Source organism: Brucella rhizosphaerae, assembly GCF_002252475.1.
GTDB lineage: Bacteria > Pseudomonadota > Alphaproteobacteria > Rhizobiales > Rhizobiaceae > Brucella > Brucella rhizosphaerae.
In genome coordinates, this window is the sequence record NZ_NNRK01000017.1 from 133,879 (window position 1) to 151,442 (window position 17,564).

The following is a 17,564-nucleotide window of genomic DNA, read 5'->3' on the forward strand; positions in this document are numbered from 1 at the left end:
GTGTCTTTAACGCTATGAGATGATTATCATTCGCAAACAGGCTCGATCCTAAAGGCCTTTTCAGGAATACCGGTAGCAGAGAAATGTTCACGCTCAGGCAGTTACGTTATTTCATCGCATGTGCTGAGCAAGGTTCGGTTACGCGTGCTGCACAATCGCTGTCGATTTCCCAGTCATCTATTACTGAGGCGATTAAGGAGCTTGAAGCCGATCTCAACGTCTCATTGTTCGAGCGGCATCCGCGTGGGCTGATTATCACGCATAGCGGCCATCAATTTATGCGTCATGCAACGAAAATCCTGGCTGACGTTTCTGATGCCCGACGCTCGTTTTCGAGCAGGCAGGTGACAGAAAAACGAACTCTGCATCTCGGCGTCACATCGCTTGTTGCTGGCTATGTACTTTCCGATTTGCTGGCGCGCTATCGCCGGGCGTTTCCCGATGTGGAGGTGAGCGCAATTGAGGATAATGGCTCATACCTTGAGCATCTGCTCATCGGGGGTGAACTTGATGTGGCTGTGGTGGTGATTTCCAGTCTACGCGACCGCATGGCGCTTCATGCCGAAATTCTGGAAACATCGCCCTATCGATTGTGGTTGCCTTTAGGGCATTCGCTTATATCCGTTGACGGAATATCAATCGATGATGTGGCTAAAGAACCTTTAATCATGCTCACCGTCGATGAAATTGAGGAGAATACCGGAAAGCTTCTTGCTGCACTTGGGGCAAGGCCGCATGTGGCGTTCAGGACTCGCTCTGTTGAAGCGGTTCGTAGTTTAGTGGCGACTGGTGCCGGTGTCTCCCTTCTACCTGATCTCGTCTATCGCCCATGGTCGCTTGAAGGTGATCGAATTGAAAGCCGGGATGTTTCTGGCTCTTTGCCAATCGTGCAGATTGGAATGGTGTGGCGAAAGGGTTCGAGTCTTCCACAGTCTGCGCGCGATTTTATTGGAATTGCAGAAGCTGCACGGTCTGGAAGGCAACGTTGAAGCTATTTTTTGCAGACCGTTGAAATTTATTAAGTTACTATTATTAAAGGTATTCTTGAAATCTATTTTAATAAAGATTTTAGCATTTTCTAGAAATCGGAAAAACCGATATCTGCTTTCTAATAAATGAATTTGCGAATGTTGCGTGTTTGGATCACTTTCTCCCTCAGGAACGAAAAGCCGAAAACGGCAAAATGGAGAGAGTAATGCGATTATATTCTATGTGCGCTGACCAGCTAATATCATGAGCTGCATCTAGTCTTCCTCATTGCCGTTTCGCGCTGCTCAGCTAAGTTTTTCAGTAGTCCTAAAACCCATATGCGATTTCGCGCTTCGCTTTCAGTCAGCGAAGTAGCTGATGTGCTGTGCGGTTTTGTATCCAGCCCTAGATCAGTGCTGCATTTCGGAACCACAGTGATTTCATGTCACGCATAGGTGATGGAAACAGACATAATTTCTGCCGGAGAATGTAATGGATTGTGAAATGCTTATCGGCTCCCAGTTTGAACTGGGAACAGAAAATGAAGAACTTGTTCTCAATCCGAAAACAGGGGACGTTATTCTGAATTTGCCTGAGGCATCTTTGGGACAAGTTGACAAAGCTGTAGAGGCCGGAGAAAAAGCATTTCAAATATGGTCTCGTACGACACCTGCGGAACGGTCGGGTTATCTGCTTAAAATCGCCGATGCAGTTGAAAAAGATGCGGAAGGCTTTGCGGCACTTGAGGCTCTCAATTGTGGAAAGCCGTACCATGCGGTTCTCAATGATGAGATACCCGCAATTATCGATTGCTATCGTTATTTCGCAGGTGCTGTTCGCAATATGCAGGGGCCTGTTGCTGCTGAATACATCGCTGGGCATACGTCTATGATCCGCCGCGATCCTGTCGGGATTATCGGGTCGATTGCACCTTGGAATTATCCATTGATGATGATGGCGTGGAAGCTCGCCCCGGCAATTGCAGGCGGTAATACCGTCGTTTTTAAACCATCAGAACAGACGCCTTTGACCGCGCTGAAAATGGCAAAGGTGATGGCTGATATTCTGCCATCGGGTGTGGTTAACGTGGTTCTCGGGCGGGGAGAAACTGTTGGAAACGCTCTGATTAATCACCCTTCAATCAACATGGTCTCCATTACGGGGGATGTTGCAACTGGCAAAAAGGTTTTGCAGGCTGCGGCAAAATCGGTGAAGCGTACGCATCTTGAGTTGGGAGGCAAAGCGCCTGTCATCGTCATGGCTGATGCAGACATTGATGCTGTCGTAGAAGGCATTAAAACATTTGGATTCTATAATGCCGGGCAGGACTGCACGGCTGCTTGTCGCATCTATGCTGACGCGCGGATCTACGACCGACTTGTTGCGGATTTATCCGGCGCTGTTTCCAGCATTCGCTTCAATCGCGAAGATGATGCCCAAAATGAGATGGGGCCGCTCATATCGCGTCGTCAACGTGATCGTGTGGACAGCTTTGTAGCTCGGGCCCGTGAGAATGCGCATATTGAAATAACTGCAGGCGGCAAACCTTCTGGAGACAGGGGATTTTTCTTTGAACCAACTGTGGTTGCCGGAGCGTTGCAGGACGATGAAATCGTTCGTCGCGAAGTCTTCGGGCCTGTTGTTTCCGTAACGCGTTTTAGCGAAGATGAAGAGGCAATCGCCTGGGCCAATGACAGTGATTACGGTCTGGCATCATCGGTCTGGACAAAAGATATCAGTAAGGGTTTGAAAGCCGCAGCGCACCTGCAATATGGCTGCACGTGGATCAATACACATTTCATGCTGACCAATGAAATGCCACATGGTGGATTGAAACAGTCCGGCTATGGCAAGGACATGTCTATCTACGCACTTGAGGACTACACCACTGTGCGTCATGTCATGATTGCTCACGGGTGATACGATGACAAATATAGCCCCCCAACTCCAAATCGACCGTAAAAAACATGAAGTCTCGAAGACCGACGTGGCCATCGAACTTAAGAACATGCACAAATGGTATGGTGAGTTTCACGTTCTGCGTGACATCAACCTGAAGGTCATGCGCGGCGAACGTATCGTTGTTGCGGGTCCATCCGGTTCCGGCAAGTCGACCATGATCCGTTGCATCAACCGTCTGGAAGAACACCAGAAGGGCCAGATCATCGTTGATGGTATTGAACTGACCAACGATCTGAAGAAGATCGATGAAGTGCGCCGTGAAGTCGGTATGGTGTTCCAGCACTTTAACCTCTTCCCGCATCTGACCATTCTGGAAAACTGCACGCTTGCACCGATCTGGGTGCGCAAAATGCCAAAAAAGAAGGCGGAAGAAGTCGCCATGCATTATCTGGCGCGCGTGAAAATCCCGGAACAGGCCAACAAGTATCCGGGCCAGCTTTCAGGTGGTCAGCAGCAGCGTGTGGCAATTGCCCGTGCGCTTTGTATGAACCCGAAGGTCATGCTGTTCGATGAGCCGACATCGGCGCTTGATCCGGAAATGGTCAAGGAAGTGCTGGATACGATGGTCAGCCATGCAGAAGAAGGCATGACCATGATCTGCGTGACGCACGAAATGGGCTTTGCGCGTCAGGTTGCCAATCGCGTGATCTTCATGGATCAGGGTCAGATCGTTGAACAGAATTCGCCAGCCGAGTTCTTCGACAATCCGCAGCATGAACGCACAAAGCTGTTCCTGAGCCAGATACTGCACTGAAAAAAATCAACGAAACTATCAAAAATAAACGTACCAACGGAGGGTAACTTGAATAAATTTCTCGCAATAGCATCCGCGGCGCTGTTTGTGTTTTCAGGATTGGCACATGCGGGCCCAACGCTTGACCGTGTTAATGAAAAGAAAGAAATGGTTGTCGCAACCAATGTTGGTTGGCCTCCACAGGGTTTTCTTGATGACAATAACGAACTTGTTGGGTTCGATATTGATGTGGCAAACGAGATTGGCAAGAGACTGGGTTTAAAGGTTCGCTTTGAAACACCGGAATGGCCAACGCTGACCGGCGGTCATTGGCAGGGACGTTATGATGTGGGTGTTGGCTCGGTAACGCCGACCAAGGCACGCGCACAGGCTATCGATTTTGCTGGCATCTACTACTACAGCCCCTATGTGTACGTCGTGCACAAGGATAGCCCGGCTCATTCTACGGATGATCTCAACGGCAAGATTATCGGCGTTGAAACTGGAACGACCTCTGAAGACTTCATCAATCGCCGTCTGGAAATTGATGCACCTAATCTTCCGGCTTTTGAATACAAGGTTACGCCGGGTGAAGTGCGCACGTTTGAAGATTCCATGATGCCATTCGACGATCTTCGTCTTGGTGATGGCGTGCGTTTAAATGCGGTAATTGCACCAGAGCAGACCGCGCAGACAGCCATTAAAAATGGCTATCCGGTCCGCATTCTTGAAGGCGGATATGCTTTCCGTGAGCCGCTCGTTGTTATTGCAGAAAAGAACGATCCGGAATGGACTGCAAAGATCGGTGAGATCATCAAGCAGATGAAGGATGATGGCACTCTCGCAACGCTTACGACGAAGTGGTACGGCGCTGATTATAGTAAAGACTAATCTCTGCCGATAATGTCATCTCAGATTTCCTAACCAATTCAATATCAAAGCCCGGCTTCGCCGTGAGGGCGGGTCGGGTTGTGATTTGAAGGTGGGAACATGCAATATTTTCGAGCTGGTAACAAGATGTCCTATCCTGACACGCATTACTTCAGAACAATGGCTGACAACAAAGAACGCCCTGCGATGATCGGCAACGAGGAGTGCGAAACCCTCGTCATCGGTGCTGGCCTGGCCGGGCTGACAACAGCGTTGGAGCTGGCGAGGCAGGGGCATTCTGTTATTGTTCTTGAGGCCGATAGTGTTGGGTTTGGGGCTTCCGGGCGTAACGGTGGTTTCGTCAGCCCCGGATATGCAACCGGTCACGACAAGATTGCTGGAACGGTCGGCGAAGATTCTGCCAAAAAACTCCATATGCTCTCAGTGGAGGGCATGGATTTTGTGCAGGAAACAATCCGTGATTTGAATATCGCATCAGCAGATCCCAAGCATGGGCTGATTAGTGTACAGCGCTATGAAGATGCGGCGGCTTTGAAGGCTGAAGTCACGGAAACAAAAAGAGATTTCAATTACGACCTCGAATATATGTCGCGCGAAGAAGTTCAATCGGTACTCAAGTCTGAACGTTATTATCAGGCCGTTCGCGATCCGAAGGCGTTTCACATTCACCCACTCAACTATGCACGCGGTCTTGCTCAGGAAATCGAACGTCTTGGCGGCAGGATTTACGAGAGTTCTGCATCGGAATCCATAGATGTTGCGGGGGCTCAAAAAGTGGCTCGTACAAGTCGGGGCTCAGTGCGAGGGAAAAACCTGGTGATCGCCACAGGTGGTTATACAGGCGCGCTGAATAAGAAACTTCAGCGCTCCTATTTGCCGATTGCAACCTATGTGATGGTCTCCGAAGTGGCGCCTGATCTGATCAGCGAAGCCATCAAAACACAGGCCGCGATTGGCGATAATCGCAGAGCTGGTGATTATTACAGGCTCATTGAAGGCGGAAGGCGTGTGTTGTGGGGTGGGCGTATAACAACTCGGGCCGCATCTACAGAAGGCCTGGTGCGGGAGCTTCGACATGAAATGACACGCACCTATCCGCAACTCTCACAACTCAAGACGGAACTCGCCTGGTCGGGCCTTATGGCTTATGCGCGCCATCTGATGCCACAAATTGGGAAAATGCCAAATGGGGTTTGGTATTGCACGGCATTTGGTGGGCATGGGCTGAACACCACTGCAATTGGCGGCAAGATTGTTTCAGAGGCGATCCTCGGCACAACTGATCGCTATAAGCTTTTTGAGCCTTTCGGCCTTATCTGGGCTGGTGGTTATGCCGGTCTTGCCGTTGCCCAACTCACCTATTGGAAGCTGCAAGCACAGGATAAATGGCGCGAACGGTCTGCCTGATAATCTATCTTCTGCGTACTGCAAATTCTAATCTCCCAGAACAAAAAGACATCCGTTGAACCGATCGGTACAGGGTACACACCGAATTGAAGGAGGCCGTTCATGCTTGGACGATTCATTCTCAACTATCCCGATACAGCGCGTAGGCTTGGCGGCCTCGTGCTCTTCGCACTTACAATGGTGGCGCTCTATTCGATCGGCATCAGTGCTCACTGGCTCGGAATGATTGTGCCTTCGGTTGCTGAATGGGTGAAGGAAAATCCTGCTATTGCGAGGATCGTGTCAGCATTCTCAATTTCACTATTCCTGTTTTTGAACTGGAAGCTGCTCAAAAAACTATCGAGAAAACAGCAAGTCGTAGCCGTCTGGGTCGAATTGTTTTCTCTTTTGATGTTGTTCTTCTATTCGTTCGACCTCTCGTTTTCATTTATCGCTCGTAAAATTGGCTTCCTGATCACACAGGGAACCGTAACGACACTATATATTTCGGCGATTTCCATCGTGATCGCGACGATCATTGCACTTGTCGGTGCGATTGCAAAGCTGTCGCAGAACGGCGTCATTTATGGGCTTTCAACCTTCTATACGTCACTTTTTCGCGGCTTGCCGCTGCTTATGCAAATCTACATTATCTATCTTGGCTTACCGCAGATCGGTTATGTGATTGGCGCAATCCCTGCCGGTATTCTCGCACTTTCACTCTGCTATGGTGCCTATATGACGGAAATTTTCCGTGCAGGTATTGAAAGCATTCCCCGCGGCCAGAAAGAGGGCGCAACGGCACTCGGCCTTGGCTCGGCACAGACCATGTGGCTTGTCATTCTGCCGCAAGCTATGCGGATTATCATCCCCCCAACAGGTAACCAGTTTATCGCCATGCTCAAGGACTCGTCGCTTGTTTCGGTGATCGGTGTCTGGGAGCTGATGTATGTTGCGAGAACACAGGGTCAAACAGAATTCAGGCACATCGAGATGCTGATCACTGCCTCGATGATCTATTGGATGCTCTCCATTTCGTTTGAATTCATTCAGTCACGTATTGAGCGCTACTACGCGCGATACAACATGCGGTAAAGCGCCAGCCCGATGATGATACGCCTTCTTTCGGGGCGTATCACAATTTCTGTGGCGGCGACGCTCTTTCGCCAGTTTCTGCTTTGTCAAACCGTTTTCTACTGGAAAGTTGTATGTCTGAAATATCCCTTTTTTCATCAGCTGAGTTGCCTCGCCCTAACCTTACACTTAAGGATGCAGCAGATATTCTTGGTTCAGTTTACGGGCAAAAGGGAGAATTGCGCGAGCTTGGCAGTCAGCAGGACCGCAATTTCAAGGTGAGCATTGCTGGTGAAAGCTATGTCCTCAAAATCAGCCGTAGCGAGTATCTGCGTGTAGAACTCGAAGCCCAAAATGCCATTCTGCAACACCTCGCTTCAAAGCAGGATGGCAGCGGGCATAATGCTTTTGTTTGTCCCACTGTTACCCCCTGTCTTAACGGAGAACTTATTGGTTCCGCTACTGTAGGGGGAGAGGGCTATCATGTTCGTCTCTTGAGCTTTATCGAAGGTGAGACCCTGACAGCGCGCAAATATTTGGGCCGCTCGGCAATTAAAGCGCTGGGGTCGCTCGCAGGAAGTGTCGCAAGTGCACTGGCCGATTTTTCGCATTCCGGCACGCTGAGAAATTCTCAGTGGGACTTGGCTCATGCTGAAACTGCGGTGCCGTTTTTATTGCAGGATGAGACGTCCGGCGTGGTTGCTAAACCCATTATTAATGCAATGGGAGAAGTCAAAAAGCGGCTTGATCCGTTGAAGGCAGGTTTGCGTGTTCAGGTCATCCACCACGACATCACAGATGATAATGTCGTTGGATATAGAGAGATCTCAGGCTCGATCTTGCCTTATGCGGTTATTGATTTTGGCGATATGACAAAAAGCTGGTTGGTTGCGGAGCTCGCAACGACCTGCACTTCCTTGCTGCATCACGGTGAAAAAGACCCATTCTCTATTTTGCCAGCTGTGAAGGCATTTCATGCCGTTTGCCCATTGAATAAGGATGAGCTTGTCGCCCTTTGGCCGTTGATTGTGGCACGCGCCTGCATATTGCTTGCAGCATCACATCAGCAACTCAAGCTTGATCCGAATAATATCTATGCCGCGACCAACGCCGCGCATGAGCGGATCATCTTCCAAACGGCGACATCGGTTCCGTTTGAACTTATGGAAAAGGCAATCTTCTTTGCGCTTGGCGTGACCTTAGCAGAAAAGCCTCATGCCAATGTGCTATCGATTTTTCCGTCCCTTGATTTGTCCTTAGCAAAACAAGTGGACTTATCGATTGAGAACCCCGACTTTGTCGCAGGGAACTGGAATAACAGCGGTATCGAACGCAAGATATTGCTGGAGGCCGCTTATGCCGTGGGCAGTAGCCTGACGCAATATGGTGAGTACCGACTGACGCGCACGCAGATTAACAGCCGCTTAGAGCCTGAAAGTTTTGCGCTGCATATTACAGCCTGCGTTCGCGCCGGAACTGAGGTCGTTGCGCCTTTTGATGGTCGTGCCCATTTTGCAGATGGCACATTAATTCTGCGAAATGGCGATCTAAATCTGCATTTAAGCGGATTAGACATCGCGGATGGTGTGGCGGCTTCAGTATCATCGGGCGATGCGTTGGGCACTGTCCGCAATAATGCGAATGGTTTCGGTATCATCTGTGTTCAACAGTCAGAATTGGTGTCTGACGCGTTGCCACAATTTGCCAGGCCATCGCAAGCCGCCGCATGGTCTTCCGTATGCCCATCACCGGCTACATTTTTAGGCTTGTCCGTCGAAGCATCGCCACGCGAGGCGGAATTGTTGCTTGAAAAGCGCTATCGAAGCCTGGCTGGCACACAGAAACATTATTACGATACGCCACCACAGATTGAACGTGGTTGGAAAGAACATCTGTTTGACACAGAAGGGCGCGCATATCTCGATATGGTCAATAACGTGACCACGGTGGGCCATGGGCATCCCCGACTTGCAGAAAATGTGAAAAAGCAATGGTTGAAGCTCAATACCAATTCGCGCTTCAACTATTCAGAAGTAGCTGATTTTTCAGAAAGGCTCGCGGCACTCGCACCGGAAGGACTGGACACAGTGTTTCTGGTGAATAGCGGTTCAGAGGCAAATGACCTTGCATTGAGACTTGCGTGGGCATGGAATGGTCATCGCAATATTGTGTCATTATTAGAAGCTTATCATGGTTGGACAGTTGGCAGCGATGCCATCTCGACTTCAACAGCTGATAATCCCAATGCGCTTGGAACACGGCCGTCATGGGTGCATGCCGTGGTATCACCCAATACCTATCGGGGTAATATGACTGCCGAACAATATATCGGAACGGTACTCGATAAACTGTCGGAGTTGGATGCAAAAGGTGGAAGCATCGCTGGTTTCATTTGTGAACCTATTTATGGCAATGCTGGCGGAATACCCTTGCCATCAGGTTATCTTGAAAAGGTCTACCAGGAAGTCAGATCGCGTGGCGGGCTTTGCATCGCCGATGAAGTGCAAGTCGGTTATGGACGTACAGGTCACTACTTCTGGGGTTTTGAAGAGCAGCAGGTTGTGCCTGACGTCATCACGATTGCAAAAGGCATGGGCAATGGACACCCGTTAGGCGCAGTAATTACGCGCAAGGAAATTGCTCATGCACTTGAAAAGGAAGGCTATTTTTTCTCGTCTGCTGGCGGGAGCCCAGTTTCATCTGTCGTTGGAAACACTGTTTTGGACATTATGGAAGATGAGCAACTTCAGGCCAATGCGTGGAGCGTTGGAGATCATCTCAAAAGACGTCTTGAGGTGCTCAAACAGCAGTTTTCATTAGTTGGAGCGGTGCATGGCGCGGGGCTTTATATAGGCTTAGAGCTTGTCCGTGACCATGTTTTTCTAGAGCCCGCTACCGAGGAAACGATGGCTCTATGCGACCGGCTTTTGGAGCTTGGTATCATTATGCAGCCGACGGGTGAACACTTGAATATCTTCAAAATAAAGCCACCCTTATGCCTTACCAAGGAGAGCGCTGATTATTTCGCTGATACCTTAGAAGTTGTCCTGACAGAAGGTTGGTAAAAATACGGATGTGAACGACAAAACATTTTTGTAAATCGCTTCTCTTCAATATAAATGCGAGCTTTCTAGTCCAGAGCGCCGACATATGGCAGAATGTAAATTCTACCATATGTTTGTTTGATCGCTGCCGACCGTCCTGATTGTTTAACGTCTGCATTGCGCGCAATTCGTGCCGTTCACGCTGGCAATGAGATTTCCCCAAAGCCGCCGCTCGGCGTATTTGAGCTGAATGTCCTGCTTGGGCTAGTAAGCGGGCGTACGTTCTAACAGCACACTACCACTATGCGCGTCCGGAAAGTTGGCAAAACGTCGTCCATGCATTTAGCTGCACTGGACAGATGGCCGTTGTTTGAAGACCACCATCCACCGAGTATTCATAATCCATTACGGTTGAAACTCTTGTGACCGATTACTCAACTCTTCACTTCTCATCCGGCTTTCCAATAGTCATCGGCCGGCAACACATTGAGGACTACAAGAAGATTAAAGTCGCGAACTCGACAGAACAATAGTCTTCAAGAAAGATCACTGTCACGAGGTCCATGGCATCGGTGTAACGCATGGTCATCACCACTACATCATTGTTACTCGTCCTCGCTGCATGTTCAAGCAAGACAGCTTTTCGTGGTTCCCAGCCAAAATTAAGTCGTAGAAGAGCTTGATTTTGAAATGGGGTATTGAGATTGGAGGAGCGTTGCGTTTGTGATGCTTCTCGATGGAAACTCGCCGTATCATTTGCTAGCGGACACACAAATGCCGACTCCAGTTAATCAAAAATGTTCACCTTGTCCGTGGTCCTATGGGACATTCAAATCGGGTAATTGTTGATGATGACGCGAACCGCAAAGGGTTTTCTTGGAATCAGATCTTCCGTATTTTATTCGAGTCGACGATCGAAATTGGCCGGAGTGCTCGGATTTCAAAGTCGACTACATCGGTATTTCTGCCCGAAAAGATGGAAATCGAGATTTCGTCGACCGACTTTGGGACCATAAAAAGTCCCTGAGATTGCGGGTATTCTTTAGGTATATGTTTTTGGATACCAGAGCTGCTATCTTGCTGAGTGTGTCCCCTCTAAAGTTCATAGAAAGCCGTAATATTCTTGAGGCTGGCAGGGGTATCAGCATGCGCGGAAGTTCTAGAGGCAACATTGATAGGCCATTTCCGTCCCACGTATAAAGAAAGGTTCAAGGGCTTTTCTGGTGGTAATCGGCTGCATTGGATAGACACCCTCAATGATATCTTTCGGCCAAGCTATGAGCCTTCCGGGATAGCATTGGTTTCGGTGATGCTCGCCTCGGATAATACGCATAATCCAGAGGGAGCCTGGACTTTTGGGTGATTTTCCACAGATCACACGCGCTTGACTCACCAAGACCTAGGGGCGACAGGTATTTGTGAGATTAAATTACTCTCTCGAATATCTCCTAAGCCGACATTGAATGAACACCGACTAGCGAAATTACCAGATAGCAAAACTGGCCAAAAAGTAGTGCACCTAGGTGATAGTGCATTATCATTGATTAATTCGCTCCCTAAAATGGCCGGCTCACCATTTGGGTCTCCTTCATCCATTAGAGGGTATCGGCCGATCAGTATACAAAAGATATGGCATGACATTCGCTCTGAAGCGGATTTAGTTGATCTGAGTATCCATGATCTCTGCCATCATTTTGCAAGAATCGCTGTATCTTCGGGGCAAAGTCTATATCTAGTTGGGAAACTGTTAGATCGTAGTCAGTCTCAGACAACCCAGCAATATGTGCATCTGGCACCAGACCCAATCCGCGATGCAGTTAGCTTGATTTTCCAGCAAAAAATCATCGACGACGACAAAGTGTCCAATGTCGCTGCCCTCCCACTTAACTTTTAAATTTCATATGAAATCAGTGAGGGAGAGCAGCTTTCTAACTAAGATATGGGTATTTAGTTTTCTATTGCGGTAGATCACCTGCTTTTGGCAGCTTAGCCCATTCGGCTAGAAACGCTTCGCGGTTCTTTGCAGCATCGGCCTCATCGAGTTCGAACACTTTCACTTCGGCTAGCTCTGGCAATTCGACGAATTCAGATACTTTAATATCGTTGCGGCTTGGGCGACGGAATGCGACCTTCAACAGTTCAATTTGCGCTTCCTTTGAAAGCAGGCTGTCGAGTGCTTTCTTAGCATTCTCACCACTTGGTGCATTCCTGAACAAACCGGCAAATTCTGGCGTCATGAATGTGCCTTCTGATGGATATACAAGGGATAATTCTTCCTGCCCGCCGTCGATATAAGGATAAGCTGTGGCCTCAAAAGTCAGGCCAATGGTGTATTCACCCATCGCTGTACCTTTTGGCACATTGGAAGCAGCACCCGAAGTTACGATATTGGCTACAACAGCCCTAAACGTGTCTTCATCGAGCAGTTTTGAAAGCCCCCACGCAATTGTATAGCCTGTCGAGCTGTTGACTGGGTCGGGCATGATAATCTTGCCTTTCCATTCCGGTTTGGCCAGATCAGCCCATCTCTTGGGAGCTTCATTATCTTGCAGCTGATCGGAATTGACCAGCATTGTCACCAGATGAACATTGGATGGAATAAACAGATCGCCACTGTAATGCAGGTTTTCCGGAATGGCTTCGAGCGCGGATGCCTTATAGGGCTCAAATAACTTTTCATATGCGCCAAGGGTGTTCGCGGATGAAGACCAGAAAATGTCACTCTGAGGTGCCGATGCTTCAGCTTCTGCACGCCGCAACAAAACGCCAGAACCTCCGGTGATAACGCCGAGATTTTGCCCGGCTTTTTCCTTGACCACGGATTGCACGGCCTCATAGGCCTGAACCGGGTTGGACGTATAAAGCACTGGATCACTGGCCATCGCTGGAATAGTGAGGCCAAGCGACATAGAACCAGCTAATAGATAAGAAGATAGTTTCATAGTTTCCTCGCATTTGATGAAGTGGTTGAGCAGTTGATCTGCTTCGTCTGTTTATTTGGAAGCAAAAACATCGATCCGGAACAGTTTTGTGGCAATGATGATCGGTACCAGAATGACTGTTACCAATATTAAGCCGTAAGCTGATGCGTATGCCATGAGGCCAGAATCGAGCAGTCGGAAAACTTGAATTGGTAGTGTCTCCCGCCCACCGGAATAGACCAGAATAGACGCTGATAATTCGGCAACCGTGGTTGTCCATGTCAGGATTGCGGCGGATGCAATTGCCGGTAACATCATAGGAAGCACAACCTTGAAGAAAGATCGTACTGGTGGAACACCAAGGCTGATCGACGCTTCTTCAATCGAATTTGGAATGTTCTGCAATATGGCTTGTGAGTTGCGCATACCAAAAGGCATCCGGCGTACCACGTAGGCCAATACAATGATCATCGCGGTGCCGGACAATGGCAACCAGCCGCCGTGGAAGGTTGCCAGAAGGCCAACGCCCAAAACCGTGCCCGATAAAGCGAGTGGAATGGCTGATATGTAATCAATGATCGGGGTAATAAGATTTGGCTTTTTTACGATCAGATAGCTGACTACGGCACTGAAGATAATCGATATGAACGTGGCGGTCGCTGCATAGGTGAGAGAGTTGACGAGCGGCTGAGGTGCCGTGACGAAAACGCGGGCTATGTTGGAAAATGTCCAGTTGCCCCATTGCATCACGGGTCCACGCGATGCGGTGAACGCGCCGACGACGATCATACAAAGTGGCAACAGTGATACTATTACTATAAATCCTGCGCTTACAGCGACCAGCAGACCGTTTAATCCCCGCAAAGGTATAGGTTTTGCTCCGCGCCCTTGAACAATTTCGAAACGCCCACGCGACACCACAAACCGGTTGCAAAAAAGCACGAGCATAACGATTAACACGGACACGCTGGCAAGCGTCGATTGCATGGTGATGTCGCTGGCGCCGTCTGCCACTGCCGCTTGATAAGTGACGACGGAAAGCAATGGCAGTCGATGGCTCAAAATCATAGAGATGGCAAAGTTTCCGACTACCATTGTGAAAACGAGCAAAGCCGAGGCAAGAACGGTTGGCAGAATTACTGGCAGCATGACGCGCAAGCGAGATTTTGCTGGGCTTGTTCCCAACGATTGAGCTGCCTCTTCGAGTTGCACATCGAACTTACCAATCGCCGCTACGACACCAATGTAGATATAGGTGTAATAGATGAAGCTCATGGAGACGATGAGGCCAAACCAGCCATAGAAGCTTGGTAAGATGATCCCGTAGCCCTTAAGAAATCTCGTCACTAAACCATTATTGCCCAACATCATGAGCCAGGTTTGGGCTGCTATGACTTCTGGGAGCACTAAGGTAATCAATGGCAAAAGAGCAATGAGCCACTTGCCGGGAAAAGTATAGCGAGCCGCCACATATGCCAACGGAACACCAATAATGGTGCAGAATATGGTGACGACAGAGGCGAGTATGAGTGTATTCTGTATCGCGGCGATATAGCGTGGATTGTCCAACAGGCGCATCCAGCCATTCTGACCTTCGCCTACAAAACTGGCGCTAAGAATGGTTATGAGCGGGTAGAGTATAAAGACGCATAACAGCGCCAGAGCCAGTAGGCTCAACCAGAACCAGGGTGTTTGAAGTGATTTTTTCATGATGCGATCACCAGCGCCTGATCCGGATTGATCGTAACATGGACCTGATCGCCCAGTTCAAAGGCATCATGGTTCTGACCATGCAATTCGGCAACGAGTTGCTGTCCGTCATGAAGATCGAGACGATAACTTGTCTTGGTGCCTAGGTATTGACGACTGCGGACCGAGCCGGAGATTGCCTGCTGGCCCTGCTGGCGTGCCGCGGAGATATGAAGATTTTCAGGGCGAAGGATCAGAGTGCCACGTTTGCCTGATTTTTCGCCGCGATGATCGGCAGCGCGGATTACTTGCGTACCGATGGAGACGTTAGCATAGTCATTTTGTACGGACTGCACATCGACCGGTATACAGTTAGCAGAGCCGACAAAATCAGCCACATAGCTCGTACGTGGTGTCGTATAAATTTGTTTGGGTGTACCAATTTGCTCAAGCGCTCCACGGTTCATGACACCAATGTGGTCTGACATAGCCAGTGCTTCTTCCTGGTCATGAGTAACAAATACCGTGGTAATATTGTCCTCGCGCTGCAACTCGCAAATTGTCTCGCGGATCTGGATGCGCAGCTTGGCATCCAAGTTGGACAGGGGTTCGTCCATCAACAGAACTGCTGGCTTGATGACAAGAGCACGGGCGAGGGCTACACGCTGGCGCTGCCCACCCGATAATGCGGCGGGATGACGTTGTGCCAGATGACTGAGGCCAACACGTTCAAGCGCCTGACCAACCTTGGCTTTTGCGCTCTCGCCTTTTTCGCAACGGGCGCTAAGACCATAGGCAACATTCTGCTGCACCGTCTTGTCGGGAAAAAGTGCATAATCTTGAAAAACCATCCCGATATTGCGCTTATGCGGTGGCAGGTGCGTGACGTCTGTATCACTGAAACGGATTGAGCCATTAGACGCTGCTACAAATCCAGCAATAGTGCGCAATAATGTTGTCTTGCCGCAGCCGGACGGTCCCAAAAGAGTAAAAAAGCAACCCTGAGGAATATCTAGTGATAATTGGGAGATGACGTTTTCTTCTCCATAAGTCACATCTAGGGTTTGGATTTTAATGCCCATACTTGAGTTCCCACTCTTATTTTTAGTTAAATTTAACAGTAAGATAGGGGCGAATTTCACGCCGTTGGAGTTGCCTCCGCCAGACCGGAATGCACCACTTCCAGTGCCTGTGCATGGCAACGCGCGTCGCCAGCCGCAAGAATGGTGCCGTTGCTGGCTAAAGTCAGCGGTTCGCCGTGCCAGTCTGTGATTTTTCCACCCGCACCTTCGATAATCGGACGATATGGAGCGAAATCATATATTTGCTGTCCGGCATCGACAGCGAGGTCTGTGCGCCCTTCAGCAAGTCTTCCATAATTGAGGCAAGCGCCGCCATATACTCGGTTGGCAGTTCGACGGCGCAGTGCATTCAGAACAGGTAGCTGATCAGCTGACATATAATCCTGATTGGAATTGGTCATAAGCCCAGTGGCAAGGCTTTCACATGGGCGGCATTTCACAATTTGCCCATTGAGCCGCGTTGCTTGTCCAGCAGCACCTATCCATCTTGTGTCCAGCACGGGATTGTCGATCACGCCGACCTTTGGCACGCCGTCAATTGCCAGTGCAATCAGTGTTCCCCAGACTGGTATACCTACGATGAAGGGTGCTGTGCCATCGATGGGGTCAAGAACCCATACATGCGATGCCTGTGCATCAATACTGCCTTCTTCTTCACCAATGATGCCATGATGTGGATATTGTTTGCGAATTTCTACACGCAGACGGTGTTCTATGGCGCGATCATACTTCGTGACCAAACTGCGGTCCGGCTTCACTTCGATTTCAGAAACTGCGTTCTCATTGCAGTTCAGTTCATTTGCTAATGTTTCGCGCGCCATGTCTGCTAAAGCGGCTGCGAAACCAACATAATGATCCAATTCTGATGTCGACATTATATTTCCCCCAATTTCCCTTAAATAAAACTAGCAACAAATAAAAAATGTGGCAATAGTTGGCATATGTGTTTTTCTGTGTTTTTTATATGCCAAACAAAGCGGACGGATAGAGTCATGTGGCAGGATGAGCGGCATAAGAAGATTAGGGATTATCTCACGGCTTTTGGTCGTATCTCGATTGACCAGATCACGGAGGAAATGGGCGTTTCGCGCGAAACGATCCGGCGCGATCTCATGGAGCTTGAGCAGGCAGGCAAACTGAAGCGTGTCAGGGGTGGCGCTGTGCCGCTTGCCAAGGAAGATACTGACTATCATGTGCGTATCAAACAAAGACTGTTCGAGAAGCAAGCCATCGCGTTGGAAGCCCTTAATCTGCTTTCCAATGACATGACTTTGTTCATTGATGCTGGCACCACCACGACTGTGATGGCGGAAGTATTAGCTAACCATCATGGTCTTACAGGCTTGAATATCCTAACCAATTCAATCGACGTAGCGCGATTGCTCTCAGGAAAAGAAAGCGATTCTTATCATTGTTATAAGGTGCATTTGTTGCCTGGCGACGTGCGTCAGGATCCTCTTGAAACCTGGGGCGCGTCAACAATCAATGACATTTATCGCTATCGCGCTGATGTGGCTTTATTGGCTCCATGGGGTATTGACCCTGAGCGAGGAGCTATGAATCATTTTGTCCACGGAGCCGAAATAGCGCGAGCCATGGTGCGCAACTCAGCAAAGACTATAATTCTTGCTGATCATTCCAAAATCGGCGCGCCAGCCCGTTCTGTGTTCTGTACAATCGAGGAAATTTCACATCTGATCGTCAATAGCAAGGCGCGTGAGGCTACCGAATTCTCCGCTTTGGAAAAGTCGATAGCGAGCGTCATCGTAAGTAAATAGGGAGTTAGTTCAGCGACCCTGACCGGCCTTCCTCA

At 49.2% G+C, this 17,564-nt stretch carries 13 protein-coding genes; 9 read left to right on the forward strand and 4 right to left on the reverse strand.

Annotated elements, in window-relative coordinates:
• Positions 1-83: 83 nt before the first annotated feature.
• The 8 genes from CEV32_RS02775 (at position 84) to CEV32_RS24060 (ending at position 11,953) form a co-directional block, all read left to right on the forward strand.
• Positions 84-989: a LysR family transcriptional regulator gene (locus tag CEV32_RS02775; protein WP_094573926.1), complete on the forward strand. Its 906-nt coding sequence runs from the start codon at positions 84-86 to the stop codon at positions 987-989.
• Positions 990-1,461: 472 nt separating this feature from the next.
• Entirely contained in the window at positions 1,462-2,889 is a 1,428-nt protein-coding gene (locus CEV32_RS02780; RefSeq protein WP_094573928.1) for a gamma-aminobutyraldehyde dehydrogenase, read from the forward strand.
• A 4-nt stretch (positions 2,890-2,893) separates the two neighbouring features.
• Complete coding sequence (locus tag CEV32_RS02785; protein WP_094574459.1) at positions 2,894-3,685, forward strand: amino acid ABC transporter ATP-binding protein; 792 nt, start codon at positions 2,894-2,896, stop codon at positions 3,683-3,685.
• 48 nt (positions 3,686-3,733) lie between these two features.
• Complete coding sequence (locus CEV32_RS02790; protein WP_094573930.1) at positions 3,734-4,555, forward strand: transporter substrate-binding domain-containing protein; 822 nt, start codon at positions 3,734-3,736, stop codon at positions 4,553-4,555.
• Between the two features lie 126 nt (positions 4,556-4,681).
• Entirely contained in the window at positions 4,682-5,962 is a 1,281-nt protein-coding gene (locus CEV32_RS02795; protein WP_208620793.1) for an NAD(P)/FAD-dependent oxidoreductase, read from the forward strand.
• A gap of 102 nt (positions 5,963-6,064) precedes the next feature.
• Complete coding sequence (locus CEV32_RS02800; RefSeq protein ID WP_094573935.1) at positions 6,065-7,036, forward strand: amino acid ABC transporter permease; 972 nt, start codon at positions 6,065-6,067, stop codon at positions 7,034-7,036.
• A gap of 113 nt (positions 7,037-7,149) precedes the next feature.
• Complete coding sequence (locus tag CEV32_RS02805) at positions 7,150-10,080, forward strand: aminotransferase (RefSeq protein ID WP_094573937.1); 2,931 nt, start codon at positions 7,150-7,152, stop codon at positions 10,078-10,080.
• Between the two features lie 1,540 nt (positions 10,081-11,620).
• Positions 11,621-11,953: a tyrosine-type recombinase/integrase gene (locus CEV32_RS24060; protein ID WP_374882757.1), complete on the forward strand. Its 333-nt coding sequence runs from the start codon at positions 11,621-11,623 to the stop codon at positions 11,951-11,953.
• 61 nt (positions 11,954-12,014) lie between these two features.
• On the opposite strand, the gene CEV32_RS02815 is transcribed toward CEV32_RS24060, so the two are convergent.
• The 4 genes from CEV32_RS02815 to CEV32_RS02830 are packed head-to-tail and all read right to left on the reverse strand — an operon-like array spanning position 12,015 to position 16,626.
• Positions 12,015-13,001: an extracellular solute-binding protein gene (locus tag CEV32_RS02815; protein WP_094573941.1), complete on the reverse strand. Its 987-nt coding sequence runs from the start codon at positions 12,999-13,001 to the stop codon at positions 12,015-12,017.
• 51 nt (positions 13,002-13,052) lie between these two features.
• Complete coding sequence (locus tag CEV32_RS02820; RefSeq protein ID WP_094573943.1) at positions 13,053-14,690, reverse strand: ABC transporter permease; 1,638 nt, start codon at positions 14,688-14,690, stop codon at positions 13,053-13,055.
• On the reverse strand, positions 14,687-15,751 hold the full coding sequence (locus tag CEV32_RS02825) for an ABC transporter ATP-binding protein (RefSeq protein ID WP_094573945.1): 1,065 nt from the start codon (positions 15,749-15,751) through the stop codon (positions 14,687-14,689). Before CEV32_RS02825 ends, CEV32_RS02820 begins: the two co-directional genes overlap by 4 nt.
• 56 nt (positions 15,752-15,807) lie before the next feature.
• The gene (locus tag CEV32_RS02830; protein WP_094573947.1) at positions 15,808-16,626 is read right to left on the reverse strand and encodes an inositol monophosphatase family protein; all 819 of its coding nucleotides are present in this window, start codon (positions 16,624-16,626) and stop codon (positions 15,808-15,810) included.
• 117 nt (positions 16,627-16,743) lie between these two features.
• On the opposite strand from CEV32_RS02830, the gene CEV32_RS02835 reads away from it, so the two are divergent.
• A complete protein-coding gene (locus tag CEV32_RS02835; RefSeq protein WP_094573949.1) occupies positions 16,744-17,529 on the forward strand; it encodes a DeoR/GlpR family DNA-binding transcription regulator in 786 nt (261 codons plus the stop codon).
• Positions 17,530-17,564 lie beyond the last annotated feature (35 nt).